The organism is Rhodoferax potami, assembly GCF_032193805.1.
GTDB classification, from domain to species: domain Bacteria; phylum Pseudomonadota; class Gammaproteobacteria; order Burkholderiales; family Burkholderiaceae_C; genus Allorhodoferax; species Allorhodoferax potami_A.
In genome coordinates, this window is record NZ_JAVBIK010000003.1 from 1 (window position 1) to 22,352 (window position 22,352).

Annotated in this window: 16 protein-coding genes and 1 pseudogene; 3 read left to right on the forward strand and 14 right to left on the reverse strand. The window is 55.2% G+C overall.

Annotated features, from left to right (window positions below; all coding sequences use genetic code 11):
* Positions 1-28 precede the first annotated feature (28 nt).
* The 13 genes from tnpC (RAE19_RS17925) to RAE19_RS17985 all read right to left on the reverse strand — a co-directional run bounded on the left by tnpC (RAE19_RS17925) (position 29) and on the right by RAE19_RS17985 (position 14,475).
* The gene (gene tnpC, locus RAE19_RS17925) at positions 29-1,630 is read right to left on the reverse strand and encodes an IS66 family transposase (RefSeq protein ID WP_313872998.1); all 1,602 of its coding nucleotides are present in this window, start codon (positions 1,628-1,630) and stop codon (positions 29-31) included.
* A gap of 69 nt (positions 1,631-1,699) precedes the next feature.
* Positions 1,700-1,984, reverse strand: coding sequence for an IS66 family insertion sequence element accessory protein TnpB (gene tnpB, locus RAE19_RS17930; RefSeq protein WP_313872999.1), 285 nt, complete (start codon positions 1,982-1,984; stop codon positions 1,700-1,702).
* A 27-nt stretch (positions 1,985-2,011) separates the two neighbouring features.
* Positions 2,012-3,099 (reverse strand): IS3 family transposase gene (locus RAE19_RS17935; RefSeq protein WP_313873731.1). Its coding sequence is split into 2 segments (ribosomal slippage): positions 2,012-2,838 and positions 2,838-3,099, totalling 1,089 coding nucleotides; the frame shifts between segments, so codons are not numbered across the junction.
* Positions 3,100-3,178: 79 nt separating this feature from the next.
* A complete protein-coding gene (locus tag RAE19_RS17940) occupies positions 3,179-6,028 on the reverse strand; it encodes a type I restriction endonuclease subunit R (RefSeq protein ID WP_313876285.1) in 2,850 nt (949 codons plus the stop codon).
* Between the two features lie 16 nt (positions 6,029-6,044).
* Positions 6,045-7,646 carry an IS66 family transposase gene (tnpC, locus tag RAE19_RS17945; RefSeq protein WP_313872998.1) on the reverse strand — a complete coding sequence of 534 codons (1,602 nt, stop codon included), beginning with the start codon at positions 7,644-7,646 and terminating at the stop codon, positions 6,045-6,047.
* Positions 7,647-7,715: 69 nt separating this feature from the next.
* A complete protein-coding gene (tnpB, locus tag RAE19_RS17950) occupies positions 7,716-8,063 on the reverse strand; it encodes an IS66 family insertion sequence element accessory protein TnpB (protein ID WP_313873004.1) in 348 nt (115 codons plus the stop codon).
* Positions 8,063-8,401 (reverse strand): hypothetical protein, encoded by a 339-nt coding sequence (locus RAE19_RS17955; RefSeq protein WP_313873005.1) that lies wholly within the window; start codon positions 8,399-8,401, stop codon positions 8,063-8,065. Before RAE19_RS17955 ends, tnpB (RAE19_RS17950) begins: the two co-directional genes overlap by 1 nt.
* Positions 8,402-8,483: 82 nt before the next feature.
* Entirely contained in the window at positions 8,484-8,789 is a 306-nt protein-coding gene (locus tag RAE19_RS17960) for a hypothetical protein (protein ID WP_313876286.1), read from the reverse strand.
* A gap of 8 nt (positions 8,790-8,797) precedes the next feature.
* Positions 8,798-9,802 (reverse strand): virulence RhuM family protein, encoded by a 1,005-nt coding sequence (locus tag RAE19_RS17965; RefSeq protein ID WP_313876287.1) that lies wholly within the window; start codon positions 9,800-9,802, stop codon positions 8,798-8,800.
* A 24-nt stretch (positions 9,803-9,826) separates the two neighbouring features.
* Positions 9,827-11,008: a restriction endonuclease subunit S gene (locus tag RAE19_RS17970; RefSeq protein ID WP_313876288.1), complete on the reverse strand. Its 1,182-nt coding sequence runs from the start codon at positions 11,006-11,008 to the stop codon at positions 9,827-9,829.
* A 1-nt stretch (position 11,009) separates the two neighbouring features.
* The gene (locus RAE19_RS17975) at positions 11,010-13,601 is read right to left on the reverse strand and encodes a type I restriction-modification system subunit M (protein WP_313876289.1); all 2,592 of its coding nucleotides are present in this window, start codon (positions 13,599-13,601) and stop codon (positions 11,010-11,012) included.
* A 275-nt stretch (positions 13,602-13,876) separates the two neighbouring features.
* Positions 13,877-14,197, reverse strand: a complete 321-nt coding sequence (locus RAE19_RS17980) for a type II toxin-antitoxin system RelE/ParE family toxin (protein WP_313876290.1) — start codon at positions 14,195-14,197, stop codon at positions 13,877-13,879.
* Positions 14,197-14,475 carry a type II toxin-antitoxin system Phd/YefM family antitoxin gene (locus RAE19_RS17985; protein ID WP_313876291.1) on the reverse strand — a complete coding sequence of 93 codons (279 nt, stop codon included), beginning with the start codon at positions 14,473-14,475 and terminating at the stop codon, positions 14,197-14,199. Before RAE19_RS17985 ends, RAE19_RS17980 begins: the two co-directional genes overlap by 1 nt.
* A 133-nt stretch (positions 14,476-14,608) precedes the next feature.
* On the opposite strand from RAE19_RS17985, the pseudogene RAE19_RS17990 reads away from it, so the two are divergent.
* Positions 14,609-15,559 (forward strand): annotated as a pseudogene (locus RAE19_RS17990) (IS5 family transposase); the annotation flags it as partial.
* Between the two features lie 613 nt (positions 15,560-16,172).
* Entirely contained in the window at positions 16,173-17,312 is a 1,140-nt protein-coding gene (locus RAE19_RS17995) for a hypothetical protein (protein ID WP_313876292.1), read from the forward strand.
* 655 nt (positions 17,313-17,967) lie between these two features.
* Here the strand turns inward: RAE19_RS17995 and RAE19_RS18000 are convergent.
* The gene (locus RAE19_RS18000; protein WP_313876293.1) at positions 17,968-18,615 is read right to left on the reverse strand and encodes a hypothetical protein; all 648 of its coding nucleotides are present in this window, start codon (positions 18,613-18,615) and stop codon (positions 17,968-17,970) included.
* A gap of 697 nt (positions 18,616-19,312) precedes the next feature.
* On the opposite strand from RAE19_RS18000, the gene RAE19_RS18005 reads away from it, so the two are divergent.
* Positions 19,313-22,246, forward strand: a complete 2,934-nt coding sequence (locus RAE19_RS18005) for a Tn3 family transposase (RefSeq protein WP_313876294.1) — start codon at positions 19,313-19,315, stop codon at positions 22,244-22,246.
* Positions 22,247-22,352: the final 106 nt, after the last annotated feature.

Sequence of the window (22,352 nt, forward strand, 5' to 3'; positions counted from 1 at the left end):
GTAACCGGTCACTGTCCGGCGTTATTGCCTACGTTACCAAACCGTGTAATGGTGAACGCAATGGATTCTCGGCGAAGTGCTGCTTCCATTGACGAGGCGTCAGTTCTGAAACTCTGGAGGCGGGGTGGTGGCCTACGCGTTGCAAGACATCAACCAGGTAGGTGTAGGGGTCAATGTCATGTAAACGGCATGTCACGATCAGGCTCTGCATGATGCCCGCGCGCTTGGCGCCCACCTCCGTCCAGCAGAATAACCAATTGCGCCTGCCCATTGGTATCGCGCGCAAGGCGCGTTCCAGATGGTTCGTATCCATGGCCACATCCGCATCGCCCAGAAACACCTGCAGTTGCGCGCGGCGCTCGCGTGCATAGGCCAATGCCTTGGTCAACGGATTGCTGGGCAGGAAGCCTTGCCGCTCGAACTGCAAATCCACCCATTCAAAGAAGTTCTGCACCAGCGGTTTGCTGTGGCTTAGACGGTGCTCTCGTTTGGCATCCCCGTAGAGGTCACGTTCACGAATGGCTTCTTCCTGGGCGTAAATCTCGCCAATTTGCTGCAGCGCCTGGCCAGCGGCCTGTGGCTCGGCCCCTAGAGCTTCAAAGAAGCCACGCCTGCAGTGCGCCCAGCATTGGGCATGCGTAATGCCGGTCTTGGCAGCGTAACGTGCATAGGCCTCATAGCCGTCAGTGAGCAACACGGCATCTGTGGCCCCTGGCAGCCCCAATGCCTGCTGTACGTGCTCGTGGCGGCGCGACTCGAAATAGGCAAAGCACACCTCATCGAGTTCGCCGTACACAGGCCAGAAGTAGGCCGCCTTCATCTTGCCGGGCCCACTGCGCCCGGCCTTGATGGGGGTCTCGTCCATTGCCTTGACCCGGCTGTTGCGGATCGACTCGAGCTGCGTGTCGTAAATCGGCTCCAGCAGGGAAATGGTCTTTTGCGCCAGTTGCGTCAGCCACGCCCGGCTGAGTTTGAAGCCCGCTTGGCTCAGGCGCTGGTGCTGCCGGTACAGCGGAATGTGCCAGGCAAACTTGTCAACAACAACGCCTGCGAGCAAGCTCACGTCAGCGCGGCTGCCCTCAATGATGCCTGTTGGCGCGCCCGCACAGTGCAGGGTTTGCGTGTCGTGGCGCTTGATGACAGAGCGCACATACTTCAGCACCACATAGGCACCGGGGCGCTGTGCCAAGCGGTGGCTGACCTTCTGGCTGACAACCTCGTACTGATCGGGCGAGAGGTCTTTGGTCTCGGGGTTGGCCAGCTCGATGGTGTGCACGGGCACCTTGGTTTCGTCAAAGAACGATGCGGGCGTGCCCTCGTCGGCAAAGTTGCTGCGGGGTTTGCGTCGCTGGTGTGCAGGGATGGTGTTGGAGTCGGAGTCGGCTTCGGGCGCATCAGTGGCAGGGAGGTCGCCCAGGAGTTGCCCCAGGTGCATTTGCTGCGCATCGGGCAAGGGTGCAAAGCGCTCGCTCTTCTTGCCAAAGAGTTGGCGTTTGAACCATTCGAGCTGCTGCTCCAGCGCGCTGATGCTGGCGGCCTGTGCTTGCAGTGTCTGCGCGATGCTCTGCGGCGACAGCCCCATGACCGTTTCGACGGTAAATGTGGGAGTGCTGGTATTGGGCATCGACATGGGCCTTATCTTGCGGCCTTTAGGGACAAAGCAAAAGAGTGCTTCTCCGGATTGAAAATGGGCACATCGTCACCTCCGCGCAGGGTGTTGGTAGCGTTTGTGGCGTCGGCGCACTTCGATGCCTTCGAGCATCAGTTTGAGCGCCGTGCAGTCGATCTCGCCACTGCCGCCTTGAACGCCTTTACGGGAGAACTTGCCGCTCTCCAAACGCTTGCACCACAGGCACCAGCCGCTGCGGTCAAAGTACAGCACCTTCATCTGTGTTTGCCGCCGGTTGATGAAAACAAACATGTGTCCGGCCAGCACATCCACTTCAAACCCCTGGCGTGCCAGAGCGTACGGTAATCCCCCCAATTTCCACCGGACCTAAAAGTAGAACGGTTATGCAGCCATGGCCAAGTGCTGCATTGGGGTGAAACCGCCCAGGGCCATATTCGGGCGGTCGTGATTGTAGGACCACATCCACTGCGTGGCGAAGTCCTGAACTTCTTCAATACTGGACCAGTAATACTGGGATAGCCATTCGTATCGAACAGTCCTGTTAAACCGTTCGACATAGGCATTCTGCTGTGGCTTGCCCGGCTGGATATATTCAAACCGGATGCCCCATTCCTCGGCCCAGTTCTGGATGGTGCCACTGATGTTCTCGGGCCCGTTGTCACATCGAATCACTTGCGGCTTGCCACGCCAGGAAATGATCTGCTTCAATGCTCGGATCACCCGCTCCGACGGCAGCGAGAAGTCCACCTCAATGCCCAGCGCCTCACGGTTGAAGTCGTCGATGACATTGAACAAGCGCAGGTTACGGCCGTCCTCCAGCTTGTCGTGCATGAAGTCCATCGACCAGACCTGATTGATGGCCTCTGGCACAGCCAAAGGCTCGGGCTTCTCACGCACCAAGCGCTTCCTAGGCTTGATACGTAGGTTCAACTCCAGCTCACGATAGATGCGGTACACGCGTTTATGGTTCCACCCGAAACTCTTCACATTGCGCAGATACAGGTAGCACAGGCCAAAGCCCCAGTTGCGGTGGTTGTCCGTCAGCCGCATCAACCAATCAGCGATGAGTTCATTCTCAGCGTTTTGCTTGGACTCGTAGCGGTAGCAGGATTCGCTGATTGAGAACACGGAACAGGCGACCCGTATGGCAAGCCCACGCTGCTGCACGACTTCTTTGGCCATCTCGCGCCGGCGAGACGGCCGGCTTACTTTTTTGCGAGGTACTCGTTGGCGATCTCGGCCTTGAGTTTCTCTTCCAGATACATCTTCTTAAGCCGCCGGTTCTCGTCTTCGAGTTCCTTCATGCGGGCCATCATGGATGTGTCCATGCCACCAAACTTGGCACGCCACTTGTAGAACGTGGCGGTGCTGATCCCCAACTCACGACAGATATCAGGAACCGGCAAACCGGCTTCAACACGCTTCAATGCAGCCATGATCTGGCTATCCGTAAATCTCGACTTCTTCACGTAGAACTTCCTTCTTAGAAAATTCTACTTCTCGGTCCTTTGGTTTATCGGGGGGATTACCAACGCCTCGTAGGAAAAGTTAGACAACAATCCCCCCTTGGATGATGAAATCCTGAAGGAGCTTCGCAGCTCTGATGTTGACCCTGAATAAGGGTAGCGCCTTACTTTCCAAGCCTTCGAAATATGTTTTAGCCCTTTGCTGATCGACGGTTGCTTTCAGATCGTCGAAGCGACCAAATTCGTTGAGATTGGCTGGCGTTACATGCGTGTTCATTAGTGCGACGAGTTTTGCTTTATTTACACCCACCAAAGCCACCAGCTTGTCGATTTGCACATTCTTGGCATGGGCTTGATAGACAGCCAAGTAGTCGCGGAAGGTTCGGTGCGTGTCTATCTGCACGTCGCCACGCTGAATGTCGTGCAGGAAAATCTCTGCGATTTTTTGCTCTTCTTGGGACAGCGATGAAAACGAGCGGTGCAACTCGGCCAAGGTGGCTTCTTTGGCTTGCACATCGCCACCTTGCAAGACTTTAAGATATTTGTCAAAGCGCGAGTTCATGTAGTCAGCATCTATCTTGCCGGTGTCAATCTCAGTAATGTGACTATCAATCTCGAACGGAATGCTCTCGCCACCACCGCCGCCCTCAGCTCCTGCGGAAAGTTCTTTGTAACGCTGCAAAAGAGTCAGGTATTGGTGCTGGGTCAGTGCAAGTGCTACCGTCTCGTTTGTCTCGTCGCCCTCATAAATCGCCTGCTCCCAATTGAATCCCTGAATCTTGGCTGCCTCCAGCACTTTGTTGAACTCTTGGAAGGTCTTAGCAAAGGCGGCGCGCTCGGTCAGGTCGTCTGGCAGCTTCATGAAATCTTGAATGCCTGCTGCGCTGAATATGGCGCTTATTTCCGCAAAGCTGGCATTCACGCGCTCCAAATTGTGGGGCAAGCGGTCAGCAAACAGGCCAATGGGTTTGTCGCCTGAATACAGCTTTACGGCAGCGGCCACGTTGCGCTTCATGGTATGCGGCTTGCGGTAGTAGCGAATGGTGCCAAACGGCTTGTCTGGCCCAAAGAGGCGGTTCGTGCGCGAAAACGCCTGAATGATGTTCTCATACGTCAAGAGCTTGTCGAGGTAGAGCGTGTTCACCCACTTCGAATCGAAGCCGGTGAGCATCTGGTTCACAACAATCAGCAGGTCTAGCCTCTTGTGTGGCTCGGCCTCGATGCGAATGTAGGGCACCTTGTGCGCAAGGCGCGCGGCAAGGTCTTGCTTGAAATTGGCATGGCTGCCCAGGTCAAACTTTTGGCCATACGCTTGGTTGTAGTCTTGCAAAATCTCCACCAGGCCATTGGTTTTAAACACCGGATCGCCACCACCGTCTTCATCGCTGATATGCGGATCAAACAGCGCGGTGATGTTTAACTGCGGGCACTTCACCTTTATCAGACGGTAGTAGGCAATAGCCTCCGACACACTGCTGGTGGCAAAAATTGCGTGGAACTTACTGCCTTGGCTCAGGGTGAGCCAATTGTCGGCAATGTCTTGCACCACGGCGTTGTGGTGCCCGGCGAGGCTGTATTGGGTGTTGGGCAAGTGGTCTTCTATGCCGGGTTGATAAAGGCCAGCACCATCCCGGTGCCCCGCCATGGGCACATCGTTCATGTAACTATTGAAAACCGCTTTCTTTTTGGCATTTGCAAAGGCTTCCGCTGGATTTGCAGCTTTGGCTTTACTCAGCGCGACAGCCTGTCGCAAATCGCGGTCGCGGTAGGTCAGCACTTGGTAGGGGTCAAAGCCCAGTACGTTTTTGTCGCGTATACCGTCGGCAATGCTGTAGCGGTGCAACTCATCGCCAAAGACATCGGTGGTGGTGTTGTCCTTGCGCACGTTCTCCCGCTGGATGGGTGTGCCGCTGAAACCGAAAAACACCGCGCCCGAAAAGCTCTCTTTGATATCAATGAGCATGTCGCCAAAGGTATTGCGGTGGCATTCATCAATGATGAACACAATGCGCTTGGCGCGCATGGTTTCCAGATCATGCGCTTTGAGGCCATCCTCCTCGTCCTTGAGCTTGCTCATCTTTTGGATGGAGCTAACGATCAGGGTGTCAGCGGGGTCCGTGCTCTTGAGCTTCTTGATGAGCATGGCGGTGTATTCCGTGGCCTGCACCGCATTGCCATCGCCTGCGAAGCTGCGGTAGGCCTGCAGCGTTTGGGTGCCTAGCTCTACGCGGTCCAGCAAAAAGACGACCTTGTCTGCGTCCTTGGAGTTGGCGATGAGCTGCGCTGACTTGAAACTTGTCATCGTCTTGCCCGAGCCGGTGGTGTGCCAGATGTAGCCGCCCAGGCGGTTGGGGTTTTTCCAATCTGTCTTGGCCACTTTGTCTGAAATGGCGTGCGCAGCGTAGTACTGGTAGCTGCGCATCACCTTGAGCACGCCGTCTGACTCATCAGCCACCGTGTAAAAGCCAATGAGCTGGTGCGCCATGGGGATGGACAGCACGCTTGCCGTAAAGCTCTTCCAGTCGTTGACAGGCTCGTTGTTGAAGTCCGCCCAGTGAAAGGCGTAGTCTTTGTTGAACTTGCCATCTGGCCCTGGGTTCGCAAAGTAAAGCGCCTCGGCGGGCTCCATGGCCACGAATATCTGGATGAGCGAAAAAATGCCCGTAAAAATACCCTCGCGCGAATATTTTTGTATCTGGTTGTAGGCCTGGCTAACCGCCACGCCGCTTTTCTTGAGCTCAATGTGAATCACCGGCATGCCACTGATGAGGAGCACCAGGTCGCCCCGCCGGTCATTGAGCAGCGGCGAGCCCCGAGCATGGCGTGGCTGCTGCACTATTTGGTAGCGGCTTTGCCCGGCGGCTATCTCGTGACGGTCGTAAATTTTTAGGCTCACCTCTTTGCCAAAGTGCAGTGCATCGTAACCGGTCACTGTCCGGCGTTATTGCCTACGTTACCAAACCGTGTAATGGTGAACGCAATGGATTCTCGGCGAAGTGCTGCTTCCATTGACGAGGCGTCAGTTCTGAAACTCTGGAGGCGGGGTGGTGGCCTACGCGTTGCAAGACATCAACCAGGTAGGTGTAGGGGTCAATGTCATGTAAACGGCATGTCACGATCAGGCTCTGCATGATGCCCGCGCGCTTGGCGCCCACCTCCGTCCAGCAGAATAACCAATTGCGCCTGCCCATTGGTATCGCGCGCAAGGCGCGTTCCAGATGGTTCGTATCCATGGCCACATCCGCATCGCCCAGAAACACCTGCAGTTGCGCGCGGCGCTCGCGTGCATAGGCCAATGCCTTGGTCAACGGATTGCTGGGCAGGAAGCCTTGCCGCTCGAACTGCAAATCCACCCATTCAAAGAAGTTCTGCACCAGCGGTTTGCTGTGGCTTAGACGGTGCTCTCGTTTGGCATCCCCGTAGAGGTCACGTTCACGAATGGCTTCTTCCTGGGCGTAAATCTCGCCAATTTGCTGCAGCGCCTGGCCAGCGGCCTGTGGCTCGGCCCCTAGAGCTTCAAAGAAGCCACGCCTGCAGTGCGCCCAGCATTGGGCATGCGTAATGCCGGTCTTGGCAGCGTAACGTGCATAGGCCTCATAGCCGTCAGTGAGCAACACGGCATCTGTGGCCCCTGGCAGCCCCAATGCCTGCTGTACGTGCTCGTGGCGGCGCGACTCGAAATAGGCAAAGCACACCTCATCGAGTTCGCCGTACACAGGCCAGAAGTAGGCCGCCTTCATCTTGCCGGGCCCACTGCGCCCGGCCTTGATGGGGGTCTCGTCCATTGCCTTGACCCGGCTGTTGCGGATCGACTCGAGCTGCGTGTCGTAAATCGGCTCCAGCAGGGAAATGGTCTTTTGCGCCAGTTGCGTCAGCCACGCCCGGCTGAGTTTGAAGCCCGCTTGGCTCAGGCGCTGGTGCTGCCGGTACAGCGGAATGTGCCAGGCAAACTTGTCAACAACAACGCCTGCGAGCAAGCTCACGTCAGCGCGGCTGCCCTCAATGATGCCTGTTGGCGCGCCCGCACAGTGCAGGGTTTGCGTGTCGTGGCGCTTGATGACAGAGCGCACATACTTCAGCACCACATAGGCACCGGGGCGCTGTGCCAAGCGGTGGCTGACCTTCTGGCTGACAACCTCGTACTGATCGGGCGAGAGGTCTTTGGTCTCGGGGTTGGCCAGCTCGATGGTGTGCACGGGCACCTTGGTTTCGTCAAAGAACGATGCGGGCGTGCCCTCGTCGGCAAAGTTGCTGCGGGGTTTGCGTCGCTGGTGTGCAGGGATGGTGTTGGAGTCGGAGTCGGCTTCGGGCGCATCAGTGGCAGGGAGGTCGCCCAGGAGTTGCCCCAGGTGCATTTGCTGCGCATCGGGCAAGGGTGCAAAGCGCTCGCTCTTCTTGCCAAAGAGTTGGCGTTTGAACCATTCGAGCTGCTGCTCCAGCGCGCTGATGCTGGCGGCCTGTGCTTGCAGTGTCTGCGCGATGCTCTGCGGCGACAGCCCCATGACCGTTTCGACGGTAAATGTGGGAGTGCTGGTATTGGGCATCGACATGGGCCTTATCTTGCGGCCTTTAGGGACAAAGCAAAAGAGTGCTTCTCCGGATTGAAAATGGGCACATCGTCACCTCCGCGCAGGGTGTTGGTAGCGTTTGTGGCGTCGGCGCACTTCGATGCCTTCGAGCATCAGTTTGAGCGCCGTGCAGTCGATCTCGCCACTGCCGCCTTGAACGCCTTTACGGGAGAACTTGCCGCTCTCCAAACGCTTGCACCACAGGCACCAGCCGCTGCGGTCAAAGTACAGCACCTTCATCTGTGTTTGCCGCCGGTTGATGAAAACAAACATGTGTCCGGCCAGCACATCCACTTCAAACCCCTGGCGTGCCAGAGCGTACAAGCCGTCGTAGGACTGGCGCATATCGGCAGCTTGGCCATACAGGAACACGCGAATGCGGCCCTCGGGAAAGAACATTACCGGCGTACCAGATGCAAACTCATGCCCGAGCCGAGTTCGATGCGTAACTCCATGGCTCCATTGCCGCTGCCGTGCACTCCAGCAAGGTCGCCCAGATCAACGAACGCCGCCTTCGGCACGGTGGTGGGGGCTACCTTGTTCGTTCGCAGCGGGGACGCGATTCCCCTCTGTTTATTCCTAAGCGTGCGTCGGCGAGCAAGGCTGCTGCGACTGATGCCTTCGCGGCTGCAAAATTCATCTATCGTCAATCCAGCGCGGTCAAAACGATCCAGTACCTCAGCCCAAGTCTGTTCACTCAACACTGCACGCCTGAGCACGCTCTGCGTCTCTTCCATATCCGACCCCGTCCTGTTTGTTGATCAGGGCGCATTCTTTGGTACCTGCAATCAGTTCGCAAGAACGCCGGACAGTGACCGGTTACAGTGCATCGGCTGGGTTGTCGCGCGTGATAGCCACTGTTTTGCCGTTGATAAACCCATTGAGCTTGAGCGGTGTGCGCAGCGCGGTGATCTGCTCCATCACCTGCTGCATTTCGCCGTCGGTCAGCGGCACTTCGTTCAACCTGTCTTGGCCGCGATTGTTTTCAAAAAGAATGCGCTTCCAGTTTGCCAACAAGTCTGCCTCGCTGGGGTTCTTCAACACAGGCGCGTCGCCCCAGCCACGCTGGCGTAGCTCGAGAATTACAGCGGCTTCAAATTCAGATTCTTTGGCAAAGGTGGTCATGCGATCCATCAAGAATGTGGGCGGTCTTTGATTTTTTGCTCCAGCGCTCTGAGCGTGACTTCATCCTGCAGATCGGCCTCCTGCGCCTCAATGGTCTTGCGGCGCTGGTCGTAGTCCGCATAAAGGGCGCTGGTTGCGCTCTCCATTTGCGCATGGCTAATGGTGCCCAGATGGGTGAGCAGCGGAAAACCGTTGGACGTGATGATTTGATCCACGTTTTGCTTCCAAAAAGCCATGCGCGTCTCTTGTCGGCTTTTGGCCCGCAGCTCGGCGGTTTCTAGGAAGATGACCACCAAGCGGTTCAGGGTGTCTATCTCGTCTTCGGTCAGGTAGTTTTTGGCGACCAAAATGTCTGCCTTGCGCACCTTGGCCCCCTGCCAGTGCAGCAGCCCAAAGTGCGGGTCGTCACCTTGGGCCCGCGCGGTAATGAGCTCGGCGGCAGTTTTTTGGGTGACGGCGTAGATCAGCAGGTTTTGCACGGCGGCAAAGAACACCTGCGTGGCCTTGTCCGTCTTGTCATAGTCGCTACTCAGGGCGAACAGATCGCGCACCTTTTGGTAAAAGCGCTTCTCGCTGGCCCGAATGTCGCGAATGCGCGCCAGCATCTCGTCGAAGTGGTCTGGGCGGCCATCGGGGTTCTTCAGGCGCTCGTCGTCCATCACAAAGCCCTTGTGCAGGAATTCCTTGAGGATGGTCGACGCCCAGCGGCGGAACTGCACCCCGCGCGGTGAGCGCACCCGGTAGCCCACGGCCAAAATAGCGTCTAGGTTGTAGAGCGTGACCGGGCGCTGCACCTCGCGCGCCCCCTCGACTTGAACTACCGAGGATTCCTCGGTAGTTGCTTCGCGACTGAGTTCGGTGTCCTCAAAAATGTTTTTCAGGTGCAGGCCGATGTTGTCCGTGCTGACATCAAAAAGCTCCGCCATCTCGCGCTGCGTGAGCCACACGGTTTGGTCCTTGCTGCGAAGCTGGATTTGGCTTCTGCCGTCGTCCGTGGTGTAGAGAATGAGCATGGGGAAACCTGTGGATGCGGCGCGCTAGACAAACATTCGCTCTAGGCAGGCGGATTTAATCTGCTGGAGCTTTTGGAGCTGGGTGGCGTGTTGAGAAATCAGCTCGTCCAGTGTGCGGAAATAGGTGCCGATTTTTTGTTGTTCTTCTGGGGTGGGAACCATTACGAAGATGTCCGCTAAAACATTAGCGTTTATCGCGGGGTAACTCGTTCCAGTGCAATGATCCAAAACCACTTTTACAAAATGATCACGTTGCATCAGTCCCAGAAGAAAACTGCCATCGTCAAATGGCCGTATTTGTGCGTATCCAGTTGAAAAAACGTAGTTCGTAAACGGCAGGGTAAAAAGATAATTGTTTTTTTGATAAGGTCTCACGGTTTGGAAAAACAAATCGCCTTGCCGTGCCAAGCGTTGCGCCCGTGAGGGGGCTGTTTTCCTTGTTTCGGTTCTATGGTTAACCATTTCAGTTCCAACAACCGATTCCAAATCCACATACTCAAATATTTCGGGAAGTGCTTCTTTGGGATTAAACGCGCCAACCTCCCCCAGCTTCTTCTCCACCCAATCCCCCTGAAACCCTTTAAAACGAATCTCTGGCGTGGTGGCACCGGGTTGCGGGAACATCTTTTGGAGCATCGCTTTTTTCAGCGTCACCAGCTTGTCATGCTTGCGTTGGTGCAGACGAATCAGGCCATCAAGCTCCTGAAAGTATTTGCCGATTTTTTGTTGTTCTGCTGGATGCGGTATGACTACGCTTTTACCTTCTATACCCTCTTTTGTAATGTGCACCATTGTTGAGCCATTACTGTTATCGAGTATTCGTTTCCTATCGTTCTCTAGAAGCTGCAACGTAAATGACTTGGTGAGTACTTCAGACAGCTCAATTTTCCAGATATGGTAGTGATAAATTACCTTGTCACCCTCCCAGATATGAGGCCCAAAGCTCGCCGACCAAGTGTAAAGAAGGTCTCCTTTGTTTGCATAAAACCTCTCGGCGAGATTCATGTCTGAGTAATACCAAGATGAGTTGGTGTAAAAGTTTCCAACACGGAGAACCTTATACCGTCCCTTGCTCAATAACTCATTTTGGCTGTACGCGCGCCCATTAAGAAATGTCGCAACATCGCCAAGTTTTTTTTCTACCCATTTCGCCTCAAATCCCTTAAACCGAATCTGCGGCAATTTGCTGCTTTGCTGCTCGCTCATCTCAGTTTCCTGCGAGCAAAGTTTTTAGTTCAGCGAGGCCTTTGAGGTCGAACTCATTGGCATCCAACTCCTCAATCATCCCTGCCAGCGCGGTTTCGGTGCGCTGGATGTCGCGGGCGTTGTCGGCATAGGTAATTTGGTACTTTTGCACCAGGGCTTCCAGCTTGCTGATTAATCCATCAATCTGCTGATCGGGCAGGCTGTGCAGTTCGTCCACCAGGGGGCTGATCCATTTGCGCTCCAGCAGCTCGTGCACCTGCGCGTCGCTTAAGGCTTCGATAGTCGCCTTGGTTTTCAGGTGCAGGGCGGCGGCGACTTGCTTGATGGTGGCTTTGAGCGTTTTCTCTTCTGCCAGCCAGTCGGCCACTTGGATGATTTTGGCCTCGTACGATTCGGGATCAAAGTTGCCGGGCTTTTCTGCTTCTGCTTGCAAGGCCTTGGCTTCTTTGATGACGGCGGCGCTGACAAACTTGTCGCCTGCGTCGTTCACGGTGTCGTTGGACTTCTCCTCCTCGCTCAGGCCATCAAAGGCATCGTCTATGGAGGCAGTAATTTCGCCAAGGCGAGCCTCTTGCTTGCGCAGCGCGTCTAGCTCTTGTGTGAGGTAGGTGGCCTGCACCAGTTCAAAGGGCATGATGTGGCCCTTCCAGCCGTCTTGCACCTCTGCGTCTTTGCCGTCTTTCTTTTTGGTGACCATGTGGGGGTCTACCACGCGGGTGGCATCAAAGCCTTCGGTTTGCAGGATTTCCAGATCGGTTGCGATAGGCTGCCAGTGGTCGGCCAGGATTTGGTAGGCGTGGTAGCGGTCTATGAGCGGCACCGAGCCGACATTGGCCAAGCGTGCAAACAACTCTGCGCTGATCAGCGCCTCCTGCTGAGGTATGTGCAGGGTGAGCATGTGCGCCAGCAGCGCTTGGCGCAGCCAGAGGGTGATGTCGGCAAATGCGGTGGTGAAAGCTTGGCCGAAATTTGCTACCTCAGGGTGTGCGCGGGTGGCGGCGGCCAAGTCTTGCACCTTGGGTGCCACGTAGGGCGTGCCATTGTCGGCAAACAGGGCGGCGCGCAGGCTGGGGAAGGCTTGCCAAAATTCTGCCAAGCTGTCCAACTCGCTCACGGGGATGCCGCCGAACATGGAGGCATACAAATCCCAGCTCTCGGCGGGCTCAGATGAATCCACATAGCGCGGGATGTTGAGGTTGTAGTCGTTGGCCTGTAGCTCGGTTTTGGGCACAAGGCGGCTGTAGCGCGGCACGCTGGTGCGGCTATTGACGGTATCGGTGATTTTTTTGACGTCAGACGCGCGCAGCTTGTTGCTTTTGCCTTCTTTTGCAAAGCCCTTGGATGCATCGACGATGAGCACATCGCTGCTCTCGCGCTTTTGCCGCAGCACCAAGATGATGGTGGGGATGCCAGTGCCAAAGAAGATGTTGGCCGGCAGGCCGATGATGGCCTCCAGGTGGTTGTTTTCAATCAGCTGCTTGCGGATGGCACCCTCTTCGCCACCCCGAAAGAGCACGCCGTGCGGCAAGACGATGGCCATGATTCCGTCGGGCTTGAGGTGATAGAGGTCGTGCAGCAAAAAAGCGTAGTCGGCCTTGGACTTGGGTGCCAGGCCAAAGCGGGCGTAGCGAGGGTCGGCGTCTTTGTGCTGCGGGTCCCACTTTTGTGAGTAAGGCGGGTTGGAGACCACGGCGTCTAGGTACAGTGGGTCGTAGGTGTTGACGGGATCTTGGTCGTCAAAGTAGGGCCAATCATCTTCTAGCGTGTCGGCGTTGCGGGTGACGATGTTGTTGGGCAGGATGTCGCGCATGATGAGGTTCATGCGGGTGAGGTTGTAGGTGTTTTCTTTGAGCTCTTGGGCGTAGTAGCGGATGTTGTTTTTGTCCGCCATGTGCTTGGCAATGGACTGGCCTATGTTGAGCAATAGCGAGCCCGATCCACTGGTGGAGTCGTATATCTGGATGGTCTGGCGGTCTTTCAGATGGTGGGCAATGACCTCGGACATGAGCACAGAGACCTCGTGCGGGGTGTAAAACTCGCCCGCCTTTTTTCCCGCATTGGCAGCAAACATGCTGATGAGGTACTCATAAACAAAGCCCAGCACGTCGTAGCCCTGCCTGCCATCCATCGGGATGTCTTTGATGAGCTGAATCAGCTCCGCTATGGCCTTAGTTTGTTTGGCGGCCGTGTCGCCTAGCTTGCTCAAACCCGTTTCAAGGGTTTTGAAGATGCCATCGAAAAGGCGCTTGTGGTTGGGGTGAATGAGGCGACCAAAAGCAGACAAGGCATCGCGCACATGGGATACGTTGAAGTCGCCTTGGAGCTCTAGCCACGTAGAAAACAGGTGTTGGTGGGCGATGAAGTAGCCGATCTTGCCCTTAATGTGGTCAACGGCTTCGGTATCGTCTTCTGGCAGGGCGCGGAGGTCTTCGTCGCTGAAGTTTTCGCTTTTGGCAACGCGCACCAGTTTGTCGGAGAGGTATTTGTAGAAGATGAAGCCGAGGATGTAGTCCTTGTATTCGTTGGCCTCAATCTTCGACCGCATCTGGTTAGCCGATTCCCAGATTTTGGCGGCTAGTTGTTGTTTGTTCATGGTGGAAAAGAATGAGTACTTGTTGCTATGCCATCGGCGAGGCGGCGGGATAGGTGCTTAAACTGTTGCCCCTTCTCGTTTCCGTGACTTGGTGTGTTGTTGGTGGTTTCGCGGAATTCAAAAGGGTTTAGATAATTTTGGATGCAGGTCATGTTGTCTCCAATTCCCCAGACCCCATCATAGGGTGGGCAGTAGTCCACAATGCCTGGCGAGGGTGCTGCTGGAGCGGGAGTCTCTGCCGCATTTTGAGCATGCGATGTCACGTCAATGAGGTGTCAAACTTTCAGAAGTCGTCTCACTAATAGCGTCGGGAAATCCTGTCGGTGCGAAGCAATGAGGTACACGTAAACGTCCCTGTCGATTCGCCGATAGACCAGCTTGTGGTGTGACGTAAAGACATTTTGGTACTCAAAGATGCCAACGGAGGCAAGTTCCTGGACGGGCGGCCCAGTCAAAAGTCCAGTGTCAACCAGCGCCAGCTTTTCGAATATTTCGTTTTCGGCATTGAGCCAGTCAGTCTCGCTCCACTTATTGAGCATGTACTCTTGAAGCGAGAGCAAGTCTTCCTGTGCATCGGGAAGAATGATGATCGACATTACTTGCGGCGTTGGCGAGCTGCTGCCAGTTGCGTCCGTGACTCGGCAACGGAAATGCCTTTGCCTTGCAAGCGGTCTTTCTCACCCAATGCGATGATTTTCAAGGCGGCGATGAGCGCTTCCTTTTCCTGAAAGCATTTCACACTTTCAACCACCATGCTGGCTTCGCCATTCTGGGTGATGAAAAAAGGCGTGCCGTTCATTTCCAGGTCTTCGGAGATCTGAGCTGCATGGCTTTTCAGGTAGGAGATGGATTTGATGTTGGCGGCGGACAGCATAGCGATCTTTTGATGTTGATGGGTCTGAATTTAGTGCCGAATTTGGTCAAAGTCAAGCGCGCATCCCAAAACTGAATCGCTAGGGATGGTCTGCATAAGTCAGCGCTTTGACCGCTTGGGACGCTAACGACAAATGAAACAGCAAAGCCTTGCCACGACCGGTTTCGAATTGGCCACCAAGCGCACGCGCAAGCGTGAGTTCCTTGACGAGATAAACCTGGTGGTTCGCTGGACGGAGTTGGTTGGACTGATCCAACCGCATGCGCCTGCGGGCAAGACGGGACGGCCGCCGTTTGCAGTCGAGACCATGCTGCGCATCCACTTCATGCAACAGTGGTTCGGCCTGAGCGATCCGGCCATGGAAGAGGCTTTGCACGACGTGCCTCTTTACTGCCAGTTCACTCAACTCGATCCTGGCCTAAGCCGCCTGCCCAACGAAAGCACCATCCTGTGCTTTCGTCACTTGCTTGAAGCGGGCGATCTGAGCCAACAGATCATGGCCGCGATCAACGCCACACTGGCCTCCAAGGGCCTGATGCTCAAGACGGGCACGGTGGTGGACGCCACCTTGATTGCTGCGCCCAGCTCGACCAAGAACAAAGACGGCGAGCGAGACCCCGAGATGCACCAGACCAAGAAGGACAACCAGTTGTACTTCGGGATGAAGGCGGACATTGGGGTAGATGCTGACTCAGGCTTGGTGCACAGCGTCATTGGCACGGCCGCCAACGTCAACGACGTCACCCAAAGCCATGGGCTGCTGCACGGACAAGAAGCCGTGGTGTTTGCTGACGCAGGCCACCAAGGTGCGGACAAGCGGACAGAGGCCACGGGCGTGAAGTGGCAAGTAGCGATGCGCCCAGGCAAGCGCCGGGCACAAAAAAGCACGGTCTGGGGCGCGCTGCCGGAACAAGCAGAGAAGCTCAAGGCCAGTGTGCCGGCCAAGGTCGAGTGTCCGTTTCGGGTGATCAAGTGCCAGTTCGGCCATACCAAGGTGCGCTACCGGCGCCTGAAGAAGAACACGGCGCAATTGGTGAGCCTGTTTGCTCTGTCGAACCTTTGGATAGTGCGTAAACGAATTTTGCAGGGCTTGGCAGTCCAATACAAGGCGAAATCGCCGGCAAATTCGACCCAATTTTCATTATGCGAACACTTGGACTTAAACCGATGTCCGGGCGGTGGTTGTGCAGACCATCCCTAGCATTCACGCGGGTTGTGGGGAGGGGGCAGGGTTGAGTCCTTAAACGAATTTCCAGTTGCTGTATGGGCGTTGCGGAACGGAACCTGAACTTTACACGTCCTACCGCTCACTAAGCACCTAAGCAATTTGACCGTAAGTGCCCCGAAGCGTCAGCCAAGGAACAGAACTAAGGAGCAAGAGCGATGAATCAGATCAGTTTCGCGGATGCTTGGCAAGAGGAAGAAGGCGGGTCGGGAGGTATTCCCCGAGTAAGTGAATAGGTTGTGCCGTGCAAGTCGTTACTCAAAGTCGTCGAGCCCGTGCTAGTTGGCTGCGTGAGAGACCCCGCAGCCGCTAGATAGCGATGTGGGGGATGCACCTGATGCGGCGCCGGTTCGCCACTGGGTCCGCCGTTTGCACTCCAGTTTCCGGCTGACGGATTGGCATATCCCACGAGATCGCCAGCAAGGAGGTAAATGATGTGTGATTCTTACGTAATCTAACTAAGGAGTTTTTTATGAACGCTAATAGTTTAACACCAGCGAATTCTTATGTTCGTCCGGCTGTTGGTGATCCGGCTTTTACTAATCTAGGCACAGCAATTGAGTTCGATGACGGGTTTATTAACGCCGATACTGTTCTTGAGGTGCGTAATCAGGGGGGTTCAGTCAATCCTGAGGTGGAGGTCATAGATAATCTGAAGGGCATGGCCGAGCAACTTGAAAATGGGTCCGGCGCAACTTGGTGTGAAGTGACGAAGGTAGCGGTTAAGCAAGCACTGAAGGATGTTGCTGCGACCTTTGGCGCGTCATCTGTTGCCATCGGTGTGCAGACAGCGCTCAGGTACATGCTCGCGGGGTCGCCCGGAGCGGCAATACCACTCACCGGCATTATTACGGCAATTAATTTCGGCTGCGCCGCATATCAAGGCCAACGCCTTGGCGCTTGTTGCGGACCAGCAGGACGTGTTATCTTCGGCTCGGTAGGTGCTATCGTGGGGGCGGTGCCTGGCGCGCTCGGCTTTCGATATTATATGGACAAGCCTGACGATATGACAAAAAGGGCAATCACTCTAATCGGGACCACGGTTAATGCCGTGACGCGCGACTCCCTTAACGGTTTTCTGAAAAAATGGACGCCGAGCCTCAACGGAGCGCCTGAAGTGGTGAGTTTAGTTGATGGTAACCCTGCGTATAACGGCAAAGCGATTAAACGTTTGGGGGTCAATACTGGTCTCTACGGCGCTTTGTCAATAGGTGTCAATGCGCCTATGGTTGAATTTGGCGCCCCCCTCCTCAAAGACAAGAATGCGACTTGGGGTCAATTTTTGGGGGAGTCGCTGAAAGTTGCTTCCGTGCGCAGCGGAGTTGAGGCGGCGGACGCCTTCTTTGGCAATGTCACAAAAAAATTCTTCTTTCCGGAAGTTGTGAAGGCAGAACCGAAAGGGGATAACTGTAAAGAAATTACCAACAACACCACAATGAGAGTAGCTGCAAACCAATTTGCGACCGCTATCGGCGTGGACACCAATTCTTCTTTTTACGCCAATATCATGAACACCTTCACGGCATCGCGTGCAGCGTTAGTCAACGCTGGAGATGTGTTCACGAAGATGGAGATAAACATAAATAAGGAGGATGTCCGGAATGCAGTCTAATTTCAAATTTTCCGATTACATAATGGAAGTAGCGGCTTTAATTGGGCAGTCGACAACGGTCAACGCCGGGGCCTTACCGGAATGCAAGGCGTCCTTCATCATCGACGAATGTCCCATTGAAATCTTTTGTGCGCCGACTATGTCGAGTCGCTCGGTCTTTCGTTGTAGGTTTGGCCCGGCGCCTTCTTACTCACCCCTGAAAGCATATGTAGCTTTGCTTCGGTTTAATTTTGAGCACTATGTGCCAGGGGGGGCTCTACCTTTGGCTTGGATCCCGCGACGGGCGAAGTCGCCTTTTATAGCGAACTCCTTTTGGAAATGCTGACGCCTCAGATGACGCTTGACTACATGGTCAGTGTTGCGGCAATGCGTCGACTCTGGCAGGAAGGGCGCCTATAACGCACGGCTCATGAGACAATATCCACGGTTAGCCTGATCAATATGAATGGCACTTTCCTAAGCCGCGGATACTGAGAAACGTGTTCTGGGCCTTGAGTCAGGATAACAAGCAGAACGTAGCGGACGCCTGAAGTTGTCATTACGGTCTTGACCCACAATCCATGCTTCGCGGGCCTGTACGGTTGAACATATGGCATGGATTATCCCGGCTCAAGGCCGGGATGACCGCCTGTTGGCCAAGTAAGTGCCATTTCGATCAATACAGCTCGATTAGCCTTGCAACTTCACCGCGTAAATTATTTTCAGCTTTCAATTGATCAAGCTTGTTTACAGACTGCTGGTCCAACGAATTGCGCTTAACTTTTGGGCAAAATTTTGCCAACGCGTTCCCAACCGGATGGCCAGCGGGTATATTCTCAGTCACTGTTGCTTTTAGCAGTACTTGACAGACAGCGCCAGCACAAGTATAAACCATTTTGGCCATTGATTCTATCTCAAGGCCAAATAGATGACCTTTTTCGAGAACAGCTTCAGCAATTGCGTTGAGAACCTGCTCATCCAATGTGCCCTTTTTCTCAGAATTTCTCGATAACAGGGCATACGCGGCCAATCCGGGTGATTGAACTGCATATATCTTAAAAAGATGCGCATCCCCATAGAAATCGAGCAAAGTGATCGCGGTAACAACATCGATACGGTCACGAATTTTATTTCGGTTATCCAGGAGCCAGCACTGGGCATCGGAGGATCTGATATTTTTTATCGCATCGGAAGAAATTGTTGATTTTGAGTTGGAGCTTATTAGTTCAGCAATATATTGTTGAAATTTAACGATGATTTTTTTTCGTTCGTCTGGCGTTGATGGCGGCACATAAAGCGAGGGAATAGAACCTATTGAAAGCATGGCAAAGTAGTGGGTGAATAGCCCGGATTCTCGGGTAAAGAGACCGCGGGTGGGCTAAATGGGGGCAGAGTGGTCCTGGCGCAGGCCGCCAAGGATGCACCAAGAAGATATTTTAGGGCCACGAGAATTAATTTTCTGGCCCATTAGAAAATTTGTGTATGGGGTCATGCTAGTGACCGAAAAACTTGGATTACCGAATCAGCGCCAATGTTGCGCACAAGTGGCTGGCCGGCATTGACGTCAAACGAGCTGGGCTGCCTCTGCCGGCGGCGGTCCGATCGACTCGATCGCCGGTTACACCCATACAATTCCCGCCGGTCGGCCCGGGAGCTAGTGGCCCTGAACGCGATTTGTCGTCGGGCACTCAGGACATCCATCTGGACACCCTGCAAATCAAACTGAACTGCCCCCGTGGCAGCGCCCCATCGGCTGCGACTTACTGACACACTCACTGGGGTGGTCTTGTTTTAGGTGCGATTTAGGACGTTTCAGAAGTCCCTATCCATGCGGGTTTCCAGAGGTCGGTCTCTTGCAACGCGCATGGATACTGGAGTCTCTGACCCCCTCCCTTCGGCGAACCGCATAAAGTCTACGCTCGGGAAATTTGGCGCCAATCCCGGAATCTGATATTCCCTAAGATTTCCATGATCGGGCTGTCGCATAATGCCCAGCTTAAAAACAATAACAAGGATTCCCGTTGGAGCACTGGAGATCGCCGTACCTGGGATTGCGTGACATCCCGGCTGGCCTGAACGAATTCGAACTCACGACCTTTTTCTCCTACAGTGCGGCAGAACTGGCCACGGTCCGGTCTTTGCGCAAGCCCCTGCATAGGTTCGGGTTGGCCTTGCATATGGGATTCATCCGCATGAGTGGGCGCACCCTGGACGCCGTGGACAGAATCCCCAAAATGCTTTGGAGCCACCTTGGAGCTCAAATCGGAATAGATCCGCCGGCAATGGGCACGCTGCGCTCCCTCTACATTGACCGCATTCGGACCCTTTCCGAGCACCAGCAGCAGGCTTACAGAGCCCTTGGCTTCCAGCAAATGACTGAGCATCAGCGGCGCTATGTGGTGCGCTGGTTGCGCGAAACGCTTGTTAGTCGCTCGGACCAAACATCACTTCTTCCAGCGCTGAAGCGCTGGCTCTATGACCATCGCATTCTGCAGATTGCGCCGCGGGAACTCAAAAGCCTGATAGCTACCGCCCAGCGTGATCACGAAGCGCAACTTCTGAAAGCCCTTGAACTGCGGTATGGACAGCAAAAGCTGCAGACCTGGGAAGCCGCCCTGAACTCCAAAACCCAGGACGGCACGCCATTGCAAACTTGGTTATGGGCGGCACCATTAAAGCAATCCACTGTTCAGATCACCCAGTTCTTTGACAAAGTGGACCATTTACGTGCCATGGGCGTTGCAGAAAACTGGCCTTCCAGCGTGAACGACGCTGCCGTGCGTCACTACGCCAGACGATGCGCACACCGCGCACCCTCGGTGAGCAAACGCATTACCGCCACGCGGCGCAGCCTTGAAGTTGCCTGTTTTCTGCGTTATGCCCTGTGCACTTCGTCGGACCAACTGTTACTTATGTTGCGCAGATGGATCCGTAAGACGGCCAACGATGCCGCACGGGAAACAATGCCCACCTATGCGGATGCCCAGGCCAAGCTGCACGAGTTTGCTCTGAATGTGCGCAAACTGGCCCGCCAGGAAGATCTCTCGCATGAAGATCTCAGGGCCCAATTGGTCGAGCTGGCAACGGCCACGCTGACCGATACCAAAGTAAGCCGTTCTGCTTTGGCAAGGGCCCATCTGATTGATCATCCGGCACAGGCGCGCGCCTTGCTGGCTAGGCTGCTTACATTGCCCCTGGCTGCCCAAGGGGATCACCCGGTCATTCAAGCCCTGGAAATATTGCATAATACATACGCCAACCGTGTCACTACACTGGCCACCGCCCCGGACCTCAAACTGGGTAACCGCTGGCAGAAGGTCATTGCCGGCACTGACCGCAAGAAAGCACTGAGTGCCTTGGAATGGGCAACCCTGTTTGCCCTTCGCCTGTCTCTTCGCAACGGCTCGGTGTATCTGGAGCACAGCTTTGTGTTTCGCAGCCAAGCAACACTTTTCATATCCAAGGAGGATTGGAAAAAGACGCGTGACATGCATTACGCCCAGTTGGGCCTGTCCAAAGACCCCAAGGAAACCCTGGAGCCCTTGGCAGAACACCTGCATAAGCGGCTACAGGACTTCGCAACTGCCGCAGCTTCTGGACAAATTCGGGTGGATTCCGAGGGCATTCATCAGGAAAAGTCTCCCGCAAGCCCAGAAGATATCCGGGTGGCCGCGTTGCGCCGCACGCTCTATGAGGGCAGGCCCCCGGGCCAGTTACCCGAGATCGTGCTGGAAATGGACAGTGCCGTGCGATTCAGCTGGATTCTCCTGGGTAGAGAGCCCAACAGCCGGCGTGAATTGCTGATGGTCTACGCGGCCGTCTTTGCCCACGGCACATCCATGTCTGCAGCTGATGTGTCGCGCATGATTCCGGAGTTGCCGGTGGAGGCGGTACGCCAAACCATGAAACGGCTGAGTGATGAGCGCAGGATGCGTGAGGCCAGTGATGCCATGCTGCAGTACCTGCACCGCTTTGAGATTGCCAAACACTGGGGACGCTCTGATCTGGCGTCCTCGGACATGATGAGTTTAGAGACGGAGCGCGCCATTTGGCAGTCACGCGTTGACCCACGACGCAAAACAGCGTCCGTTGGTATCTACACCCACGTGCGCGATGGCTGGGGAATCATGTATGACCAGCCCATCGTGCTCAATGAGCGCCAGGCCGGTGTGGCCATCGAAGGGGTGGTGCGTCAAAGCGCAGTGGAAGATGTAGGTCAGTTGGCTGTAGACACCCACGGTTACACGGACTTTGCCATGGCAGTAGCCAAGTTGCTTGGATTTGATCTATGTCCGGCCCTGGCAGACATCAAACACCGCAAGCTATTTGCGCTCAAGGGAACCATCGTGCCGAACGTGCTGGATCCGGTTATGGCTTGCAACCTGGAGCTTTCCGCGATGGAGGGGATTTTTGATGAGCTGGTGCGCATAGCGGCGTCCATTCGCAGTGGTCAGTGCAGTGCTGTCCAAGCCTTGACACGGTTTGGGTCCGCAGCCCGTGGCCAGTCCGTGTATGACGGTGGTGTGCAATTCGGCAAGATGCTGTGCACGATTTTCAAGGTGGACTACCTGCTCAATGCGGCTTTCAGATCGGAGATTCGGCATGCCCTCAACCGGGGGGAGTCCACCCACACACTGCAGCACGCCATCCACTCAGGCAAGATTCCGGCTGCGCTATCAAAGCGCATGGATTCCATGGCGGCGGTGTCTTCGGCACTGAGCCTCCTGTCCAACTGCGTGATGGCCTGGAACGCGGGTCATATGCAGACCGCTTGGGACGCGATCAAGGCCGCGGGCGGTGAGCTATTGATCGCTGATGCGCGCAGCGTTTCACCTACCAACATTGCAGAAATCAATCTGCGGGGGACGTTGGATTTTCCGGTGGAAAAGTTTGCTCTGCGGATATTGCCAAGCTCAGTGAATATCAAGGACTTGAGTAGGCGGCGTACTGCCTGACGGCCCTTAGATGGGCCCCTAAAATCGCAACTGCTTGAGTTTTCACAAGGACCTTCCCCAAGTGTAAAAGTGAACCCAATTTGCCAACACTGTTCAATTTTGCATT